At 63.8% G+C, this 8345-nt stretch carries 8 protein-coding genes; 4 read left to right on the top strand and 4 right to left on the bottom strand.

Translation table 11 applies throughout. The features are described 5' to 3' along the window. Positions 1-117 precede the first annotated feature (117 nt). Positions 118-249: a hypothetical protein gene (locus N826_RS45780; protein WP_280178488.1), complete on the top strand. Its 132-nt coding sequence runs from the start codon at positions 118-120 to the stop codon at positions 247-249. Between the two features lie 214 nt (positions 250-463). Here N826_RS45780 and rsgA read toward each other — a convergent pair whose 3' ends face one another. Beyond that, positions 464-1522 (bottom strand): ribosome small subunit-dependent GTPase A, encoded by a 1059-nt coding sequence (gene rsgA / locus N826_RS23735; protein ID WP_044432871.1) that lies wholly within the window; start codon positions 1520-1522, stop codon positions 464-466. 543 nt (positions 1523-2065) lie between these two features. Between rsgA and N826_RS23730 the strand changes: the two genes are divergently transcribed. Beyond that, a complete protein-coding gene (locus tag N826_RS23730) occupies positions 2066-2830 on the top strand; it encodes a phosphatase PAP2 family protein (protein WP_044432842.1) in 765 nt (254 codons plus the stop codon). Between the two features lie 98 nt (positions 2831-2928). On the opposite strand, the gene N826_RS23725 is transcribed toward N826_RS23730, so the two are convergent. After that, entirely contained in the window at positions 2929-3930 is a 1002-nt protein-coding gene (locus N826_RS23725; protein ID WP_044432841.1) for a sensor histidine kinase, read from the bottom strand. A 246-nt stretch (positions 3931-4176) separates the two neighbouring features. On the opposite strand from N826_RS23725, the gene N826_RS43275 reads away from it, so the two are divergent. Further along, entirely contained in the window at positions 4177-4338 is a 162-nt protein-coding gene (locus N826_RS43275) for a hypothetical protein (protein WP_157599361.1), read from the top strand. Positions 4339-4495: 157 nt separating this feature from the next. Here the strand turns inward: N826_RS43275 and N826_RS23720 are convergent, their stop codons facing one another. Continuing rightward, positions 4496-5557: a hypothetical protein gene (locus tag N826_RS23720; protein ID WP_044432840.1), complete on the bottom strand. Its 1062-nt coding sequence runs from the start codon at positions 5555-5557 to the stop codon at positions 4496-4498. Positions 5558-5806: 249 nt separating this feature from the next. Here N826_RS23720 and N826_RS23715 point away from each other — a divergent pair, with 249 nt between their 5' ends. Further along, on the top strand, positions 5807-7042 hold the full coding sequence (locus tag N826_RS23715) for an acyltransferase family protein (RefSeq protein WP_084721102.1): 1236 nt from the start codon (positions 5807-5809) through the stop codon (positions 7040-7042). Positions 7043-7055: 13 nt separating this feature from the next. Here the strand turns inward: N826_RS23715 and N826_RS23710 are convergent, their stop codons facing one another. Beyond that, positions 7056-8282: a YbfB/YjiJ family MFS transporter gene (locus N826_RS23710; RefSeq protein ID WP_044432838.1), complete on the bottom strand. Its 1227-nt coding sequence runs from the start codon at positions 8280-8282 to the stop codon at positions 7056-7058. Positions 8283-8345 lie beyond the last annotated feature (63 nt).

The following is an 8345-nucleotide window of genomic DNA, read 5'->3' as shown; positions in this document are numbered from 1 at the left end:
GGCATAACTCAGGCGCTATGGGAGGCGCTGCACGGGGGCAAGGTCACTTGCTGGAATGCTGGGTAGGAGCCGCAATATCGCAGTCCGCTTCCGTTCTTCCCGTCGAGATGCCAGCCTATGACCATCAACGGCTTCTTCAGCTATTCTCGCATCGATTGGGAAGCGGATCAGGAAACCCTCAGCGATTTGGTCAGTCGGATAGAGAACCAATCGCGCGCGGCGCACGGCAGCCGTGATTTCCGACTGTGACATGACGAAAACGGCCTGCGCTGGGGGGGAGTGGCGGATCAGGCTGCACCAGCAGATTAAGTGGTGGGGGTAAAGGCCGGCGAGCCTGGGATCGCGGTGGCGGAGAACAGATGTCGGTCGTCGGAGCCCTCCTGCTGGTAGGGCTGGGGTCGTCGCTGATGGTCGTGCCGACGCGCGGGCGAGGTTTGCTGGAGAGGTGATGCCTTGCGCCTCCTCAGGACCGCTTCATCCTGTCTTTCTCCTTCAGCACCGACCTCACCATTTTGCCGAAAGCGCGGGTGCGGGTGCGGCGTTCGGCCAGGGTTTCGGTGTTGAACGCCTCCTCGGCGGCGAGCTTCCGCCAGCGGGCGAGGCGTTCGGGGGTCAGCGTTCCGGCATCGACCGCCGCCCGCACGGCGCAGCCCGGCTCGGTTCCGTGCGCGCAGTCGGAGAAACGGCAGGACTTGGCCAATGCCGTGATGTCCTCGAAAACCTCGTCCACGCCGGCCGCCGTATCGGTCAGTTGCAGCTCCCGCATGCCCGGCGTGTCGATGAGCCAGCCGCCCTCCTCGAGGCGATGCAGAGAGCGGGCTGTGGTAGTGTGCCGTCCCCTGTCATCGTCGCGGATACTTTGGGTCGCGAGCGCGGGAGCACCCGTCAAGGTGTTGATCAGCGTCGATTTGCCGACGCCGGACGATCCCATCAGGGCAACCGTCTGCCCCGGACCGCACCACGCCTTGATCGCGGCGATGTCGCCGGGGTCGAGCGCGTTGACGGTTTCGACCAGCAGTCCCCGCCGCAGGGCGCGGGCGGCCTTGGCATAAGCCTCGGGCTCGTCCGTCAGGTCGGCCTTGGTCAGCACGACGATCGGCGTGACGCCCGCTTCCCCCGCCAGGATCAGATAGCGCTCCAGCCGCGCCACATTGAAGTCCTGGTTGCAGGAGGAGACGATGAACAGCGTGTCGATGTTGGCCGCGATCAGCTGCGGCTTGCGCCCTGTCCCCGGTGCCCGGCGTTTGAACAGGCTCGCGCGGTGCAGCACACGATCCAGGCGGTGGGTGTCGCGGTCGATCAGCAGCCAGTCGCCGACGGTCGGATACTCTTCCTCCGACCGGGCGTCGCGCAGATAGGACGGGATCGTCGCTTCACCGCCATCGCCCGCCACGCAGAGATGGCCGCGATGAACCGCCAGTACGCGAACAGGGAAAGAGCTGCTAAGGTCGTCGGCCGAGATCTGGGATTGAAAGAAGGATGTCCAGCCGAGATCGGCCAGACCAGGATTTTTCGATGTCATTTCGGTCTTCACCAAACGCTTCCGATCCGTACACAGGGTACGGAAAGCACAAGAAGGAACAGGCGCCTCCACAGGCATCCCTCTTGCGGCTGGTATCGGGCCGGTGAATACATCCTTGCCGACGCGGGAACGCACCCGGCGTCCGGGACTTCCCGACGTTCGGCGATTGCCTACGGGGGCAGGATCAGATCACGCGACCGTTCAGCCAGGTCGGAAGCAGCGACAATCAAAAAATCCTCCGATCGGTAGAGAATTGGACACATTGAAGATAATCCCGCGGAACGATGGCTACAAGCCAAAATGAAGGCGTCCGGGAACAGAGGGGTCGGAGCGTCACGGCGGGCTGCGAACCGCCCGCCTACGGGGCAAAAGGCAAGGGGATGGAAGAGGCGGGGCACCGTCAAGATCATATAAAGAATGGGTCCGGACAACTTTGGGGATGGGTGAGAATATTACGTTTAAATGACATCAAAGTGATGGACGGAGGAATTAAAAGTGATTTTAAATAAATTAGTACGGTGTGAGACATAGCAGGGTTTAACGATGCAAGCTTTCGACCTGATGGTGATCGGCTGGCTGAATCAGTTCAGCAATATGAACCTCACGTTCGACAAGACCCTCTATGTGATCGCGGACAACCACCTCCTGAAGGGAGGTGTGATCATGGGCCTGCTGTGGTGGGTGTGGATGCGGAACGGGCCGAACTTCGCGGCGCCCGGACTGCATGCGCTCCGCAGTATAGCGGGAACGCTGCTGGCCATCGTCGTCGCCCGCGCCATGCAGAACCTGCTGCCGGGGCGGCTCCGTCCGATGCAGGAGCCGACGCTGGATTTCCTGCAACCCTTCGGGGACCATCCGCCCGGAATAGTCGAGCTCAGCTCTTTCCCCAGCGACCATGCGGTGATGTTCTTCGCGCTCTCGACGGCCCTGTTCTTCGCGGTCCGGGCACTCGGCATTGCGGCCTACATCTGGACGACCGTGGTCATCTGCTTCCCGCGGATCTACCTGGGATATCACTATCCGTCGGACATCATCGCGGGTGCCGTGGTCGGCGTCCTGATCATGATACCGGTCATGCGGATGCCGCTGCCGTCGGCGATCCCCAACCTGCTGGCGCGCGTCCAGCTCAGACATACGGGGCTGGTCTTCGCCGGCATATTCCTGCTGACATTGCAGATGGCGACGATGTTCGAGAACTCCCGCAGGCTTCTGGCCGGCGCCGCACAGGTCCTGGGTTCGAAGGAGGCGCAGGTGGACCGGAAATCAAAGGGGACCGTTCCTCCGAGTTTCGATGCCGCCTTGGATTGACATTCCACCGGTGAGGATCGGGCATTGATGAGGTTCGGGCACCGGTGAGATATCGGGCACAGTCGAGATATCGGGGCGATGCCGGTTTCTGAAGTTTTTCAGGCCGAGGCGGGGAATCGAAGTGTGCTGCGGGTTCCGCGATCGCTGGTCATGCTCAGATGGCCGCCGATCTGCTGCGCCAGCGACTTGGCGATATAGAGGCCAAGGCTCCTGGTCTTTTGCAGGTCGAAACCGGGGGGAAGGCCGGCGCCATCGTCTTCCACCGACAGGATGAACTCTCCGGGTGCCGCGGCTTTGCCGCAGGCGATGCGGACGGTGCCGCAACGGCCGTCGGCGAAGCCGTGCTCCAGGGAATTGCTGAGCAGTTCGGTCATGATCAGCGCAAGCGGGATGAACTGGCGCGGGGAGACATCCACGCCGTTTGTGCTGACGGCGCACTCGACGCCCTTTACCCCTGCCGCCTGGATCACGTCGCGTGACAGTTCCTCCAGGAAGGCTCCGAAGTCGACGGTCGCCAGACTGGAGTCGTGCAGCTTGCGGTGCAGTTTACCCAGGAGCGTGATCCGGTTGCGGGCTTCCTGGAGTGCGTGCCGCGCCTTGGCGTCTTCGATTTCGCTTTCCTGGAGCAGCAGCAGGCCGGCGACGGTCTGGAGGTTGTTGGAAACCCGATGCTGGAGTTCAGCGAACATGATCTCCGCCCGGCGCGACAGGTCGGCGCTGCGGTTGCGTTCCTGACGGAGCCGTTCCAGGGATCTGGTGATTCCATGGATCAGAGCGATGTCGATGGCGACTACGCAGGAATAGAACGCCATCGCGACGGCGCCTCCGTAGTCCAGTACAAACGAATGATAGGGCTGGATGAAGAAATACAGCGCGGCGAGCCCGCAGACCACGGCACTCACGATACCAGCCCACAAGCCGGCAAGCAGTGTCGATAGTATAACCGCTGGGAAGAAGGTCAGGAATGGAAAGCCGGGAGGCAACACACTATCGAGTGCCATTCGGATAAAGAGTGCAAGCAGAAAGGCTACGACACAGAATGTATATTTGAATGCGTTATTCGCTCGTAGAGAAATAATAACATCGGCAAGCCGTTCCATAAATATCCTGTGTTTAGCAATATTATAACAAAGAGCCAATACGTATCGAACTATACCCTTCCCTTGGATGCAGCGCTACTGGACTTGAACCGGTATCCCTAGATCAAAAGTAGTAGGGGTTTTTGCGGACAGCGTGAGAAGCATTCCCGCCCCCGGATTTGACCTGGGTCAAAGCCCTCCATCGTGTGCGGGTTTAGCGTGTCACCACTGCCTGAACGACAGGCGCTACAAGCGATGGGTGGAAAGATGGAGACGCTGCTTTTCGTGGTTCTTGGGCTTCTGGTCCTGGGTTCGGGACTGGCGGCGTCAGGGCTGGTCCTGACCGGCCTGATCGCGATGGTGCGGGCCGTCCGGACAATGCCGTCGGCAGCGCCTGCCGCCTTCAAATCCACCATGGCGAACGGGTGACGATATGGATACGGGTGAAGTGCTCTATCTGCTGCTGGTCGTGGGAGCTTTCCTGGCCTTCAGCGCTTCCGTCCTGTACGCGATGCACGAGACCAAGGATCTCGGCAGCCGGCACTGAGGGTCGGCGGCACTGAGGTTCGGCGGCGCCTGCCTGTGCTTACAGGTTGCGGATAAGGCGGTCCTTGGCCAGCGCGCCCAGGACGTGGCTTCCGACATGAGCATGGTCGATGTGGTGGCCGGCGACCGCGAAGCCGTCGCGCTGGGTCAGGGCATACAGGTCGAAAAGGACGTAGCCGCGCGCGGCGGCGCCCCGTGCCAGGGCGTCGCTGACGGTGGCGACGATGTCGCGGACCAGAGCCTTGTCGGCTCCGGCCTGGTCGAGCACGTCTTCCCGCGGGGCCGGGATGCTCCATATGCCGACGCGGTCCGAACCTCCTTGCCGGCGCCAGCCTTCCAGGCGCTCCAGATAGCGGTCCACCAGGGGCGGGATGGCCGAGATCTCGTACTCTCCGCGTCGGATGGCGTTGTAGAACCCGGCGTTGGGGCGGCAGTCGATCTCTCCGACGGAGAAGACGGCGAAGGAGTTGGGGCTTCTTGCCAGGGCGGCGACGGCGTTGTCCATGCCGACAGCGTATTTAGGGCGGGGTTCCTGGATCACGTGCCAGAGTTTCACCCCCGGTACGTAGTGAGCGCGCACCTGGAAGGTTTCCCCGCCGAGCGGCTGGATCAGGTTGGCGGCGGCAAGCACGTGCGAATCGCCGATGAAGTCGATCCGCCGCCGGCTGTTTCCGGCACCGGTTCCGGGTGCGGCCCGGTAGCGGTCGGGCACGAAGGTGTTGAGCAGATGGACGAGATGCCGTCCGAGCGACTGGATGAAGGATATCTCGCGCGCCTGCGGCCGCGAGGACAGGAAGCGGACCTGCTTCTGGAGCAGTTGGTGCGTCCTGGGGATCTGGCCGTCGATCCAGTGGCGCGTGGCGACGAGGATTTCGATCTGCGACAGTTCCGCCGGCGAGAGCGGGCAGCCTGCCAAGTTCTCCAGCAGGTGCCGGCACAGGGCGTCGTCGCCCAGGTACCAGAACGAATAGGTTATATCGACAAGGGAACGGTCTTCGGTCCGCGGCTTCTCCAGTGCCGCGAGCAGCGCAGACAGTATCCGGTGAAGCGGGTCGGTCGGGGGACAGGCGTTCTTTATCCGCTGCAGCTCCGCAATTGCCATCCGATCCCCGATTTTCTCCTGTCGCGTCCGCTCGGCTTAAGCGGAACAGCGATCATAAGCGACGGAGCCGGCGTGTCGACCCCAATCCTGAATGCTATCTTTAGAAGCGAAATGTTGGCAGTTCGTTCCATTCGTAACCGGGGCGGGAGCGAATGGGATTGCGTAGCGGAGTAGTCCCTAGGAACGTGTAGCCATAGCTTATCGTACTGGTGTTGACTTCTTGTCTGCAATCAGAACCCGAATGTCCTTATGCCAACAGGTACCAACATCCGGATCGCATCGGCACGGCACGGATCGAACCGGGATATTTCGCCAGCATCGTCAGCCGGATATCTTTATGGATTGGATGCCCTGCGCGGGATCGCGGCGCTGCTGGTCGTCCTTTTTCATTTCGACCGCTGGGCATTACCCAACCTGACGCTCTGGCCGTTCGACGCCCTGATCGGAAACGGCTATATCTGGGTCGATTTCTTCTTCATCCTCAGCGGCTTCGTGATGACCCACGTCTACCGGTCCAGCTTTCTGGGAGGGCGGCTGGGGACGGGAGGATACCGCGAGTTCCTGGCGGCCCGGCTGGCGCGGATCTATCCACTGCACTTCGCGACGCTGATGATCCTGGTCGGTCTGGAACTGGTCAAGCTGGCGGTCGTGATGTCCGGGCGAGCGGTCGAGAACCAGCCTTTCACCGACCGCCAGTCATTGGAAGCGCTGGCGACCAACCTGCTGCTGATGCATGGCTGGAACCTGCATGACGACGTGACGTGGAACCCGCCCTCGTGGTCGATCAGTGCCGAATGGGCCGTCTATCTGATCAGCCCGCTGGTGATCCTGGCGCTGGACAAATGCGGGCGGGCGGCCGGGCTCCTGCTGGCCGCGGCATGCGTGGCCTGCCTCTACGTTATGTCGCTGGGGCGTCCGCTGGAGCTGGACATCACCTACGACCTGGGCGTCGTCCGGTGCCTGCTGGGCTTCATGATCGGCGTGGTCCTGCACGGCTTGTACCGCAACGGACTGCCGCGCCGGGCCTATGGCGACACGGCGCTCGTGCTGGCGACGGCCGCCGGCCTGCTGCCGATGGCGCTCGACTGGCCCGATGCGCTGGCGATACCCGGCCTTGCCGCAATCGTGCTGATCGCGGCGGGCAACACGGGGGCCGGGGCTTCGGTCTTGCGGTCGGCGCCGCTGGCGGCGCTGGGGAGGCTGTCGTACTCGGTCTACCTCAGCCATGTCGTCATCATGGCGGTGCTCCTTGACGGCTGGAAGTTCCTGTACCGCCAGCCCTTCGGGGTCGGCTTCACGCAGGGCCAGTCGCTGACGGCGCTGGTCCTGATGGTATGCTTGACGCTGGCGTGCTCCTGGGTGCTGTACCGACTGGTGGAAGTGCCGGGACGCCGTCTGATGCGTGGCTGGCTGATGCGGCGCGGACATCTGCCGTCGGCCCGGAGCGAGGGCGTATCGGGATATCCGAGGACGGAAGAGACCTGACGCCGCGTCTTCTTCAGGCGCGTGCGGTGCGGCGGGGCCAGACGACATACATCACGACATAGAGGCAGGCTCCGGCGGCGAGGGCGGCCGATGCGATGCCGAGCGACCAGCCGAAGCCTTCGGCGCGGCTGGGCAGGCGAGCGAGCAGTGCTGCGGTCAGGGGCGGACCCGCTATCTGGCCGATGCCGTAGAGGGCGGTGAGAAGGCCCATGAAGCGCGCGGCGTGGTGCGGGCGGAGGCGGCGCGCTTCCTGCATCGCGAAGAAGCTGATCGAGGTGATGAACAGCCCGACCAGGGCGCTGCTGACGATGAAACCGGCAAGCGACGATACGAACAGGGTCAGGATGACGCCGAGCCCCTGGATCGCGTAGCAGACCGCCAGAACCAGCCGGGTGTCGAACCGGGTCGGCACGCGCGTCGTCAGCAGGGCGCCGGCCACCACGGCAAGGCCCAGGATCGGCCAGAACAGGTCGAGCCAGACGGAACCCGGCAGCGCTTCGCGCGCGATCACGGGCAGGAACGTCGCGGTGATGATGTAGCCGAATCCGGCCAGCCCGTAGGCCAGGGTGAAGACCGTCATCTCCGCCGTTCCGCCGCCGACGGGAGCCGGTGGGGCAGGGGGTGGGGCCGTCGCCGCGGCGGACGGCGCCGCCGGATCGGCGCCCTTGAAGACGGGCCAGACCACGACGCTGAGGACGGCGGCCAGCAGGGCGAAGACCAGCCAGCCGGTCGCGGCGGACCAGTGGACGGCAACCATGACCGTCGCTGCCAGCCCGGACAATGCGATTCCCAAGCCCGGGCCGGTGAAGATGGCCCCGGCCATGGCGGGAGCGCCGAGCCGGGCCAGCCTTGCCAGGCACCAGCCCGCCGTGAACACGAAGACGACGGCGCTGACCACGCCGGCAAGGAACCTGAGCAGCGGCCACAGCGCCGGCAGCGGCAGGGCCATGCCGAGCGTCAGGAGCACCGTCGCGATCAGGCCGAAGCGGATCATCACCGCTCCGGACCAGGAGCGGGGCAGGACCATGCACAGCAGGGCGCCGGCCAGATAGCCCAGGTAGTTGGCGGTCGCCAGCCAGCTTCCCTGCGCGATGTCGATCGTCCCGTCCCTCAGCATCATCGGCAGGAGCGGGGTGAAGGCGAAGCGGCCCACGCCCATGGCGACGGCGAGGGAAACGGACCCGGCGAGCGCCACGACCGCGATGGACGGGCCGGCGGGAGAACTGGCGGAAGCGGTCATTGGCCTGGACTTGACGGTAACGGACGTTTGCTCGGGCGCGATCAAGCGCCCGTTGGCCGACAT

This window comes from Skermanella aerolata KACC 11604 (genome assembly GCF_000936425.1).
Classification (GTDB): domain Bacteria; phylum Pseudomonadota; class Alphaproteobacteria; order Azospirillales; family Azospirillaceae; genus Skermanella; species Skermanella aerolata.
Note: the sequence above shows the minus strand (reverse complement) of the source record. Positions and strands in the feature narration are given on the sequence as shown.

Bases quoted from the DNA above. Each gene is read 5' to 3' on its own strand.
- N826_RS45780 (WP_280178488.1), top strand. From the start codon at position 118: ATGACCATCAACGGCTTCTTCAGCTATTCTCGCATCGATTGGGAAGCG.
- rsgA (WP_044432871.1), bottom strand. From the start codon at position 1,522: ATGACATCGAAAAATCCTGGTCTGGCCGATCTCGGCTGGACATCCTTC.
- N826_RS23730 (WP_044432842.1), top strand. From the start codon at position 2,066: ATGCAAGCTTTCGACCTGATGGTGATCGGCTGGCTGAATCAGTTCAGC.
- N826_RS23725 (WP_044432841.1), bottom strand. From the start codon at position 3,930: ATGGAACGGCTTGCCGATGTTATTATTTCTCTACGAGCGAATAACGCA.
- N826_RS43275 (WP_157599361.1), top strand. From the start codon at position 4,177: ATGGAGACGCTGCTTTTCGTGGTTCTTGGGCTTCTGGTCCTGGGTTCG.
- N826_RS23720 (WP_044432840.1), bottom strand. From the start codon at position 5,557: ATGGCAATTGCGGAGCTGCAGCGGATAAAGAACGCCTGTCCCCCGACC.
- N826_RS23715 (WP_084721102.1), top strand. From the start codon at position 5,807: ATGCCAACAGGTACCAACATCCGGATCGCATCGGCACGGCACGGATCG.
- N826_RS23710 (WP_044432838.1), bottom strand. From the start codon at position 8,282: ATGACCGCTTCCGCCAGTTCTCCCGCCGGCCCGTCCATCGCGGTCGTG.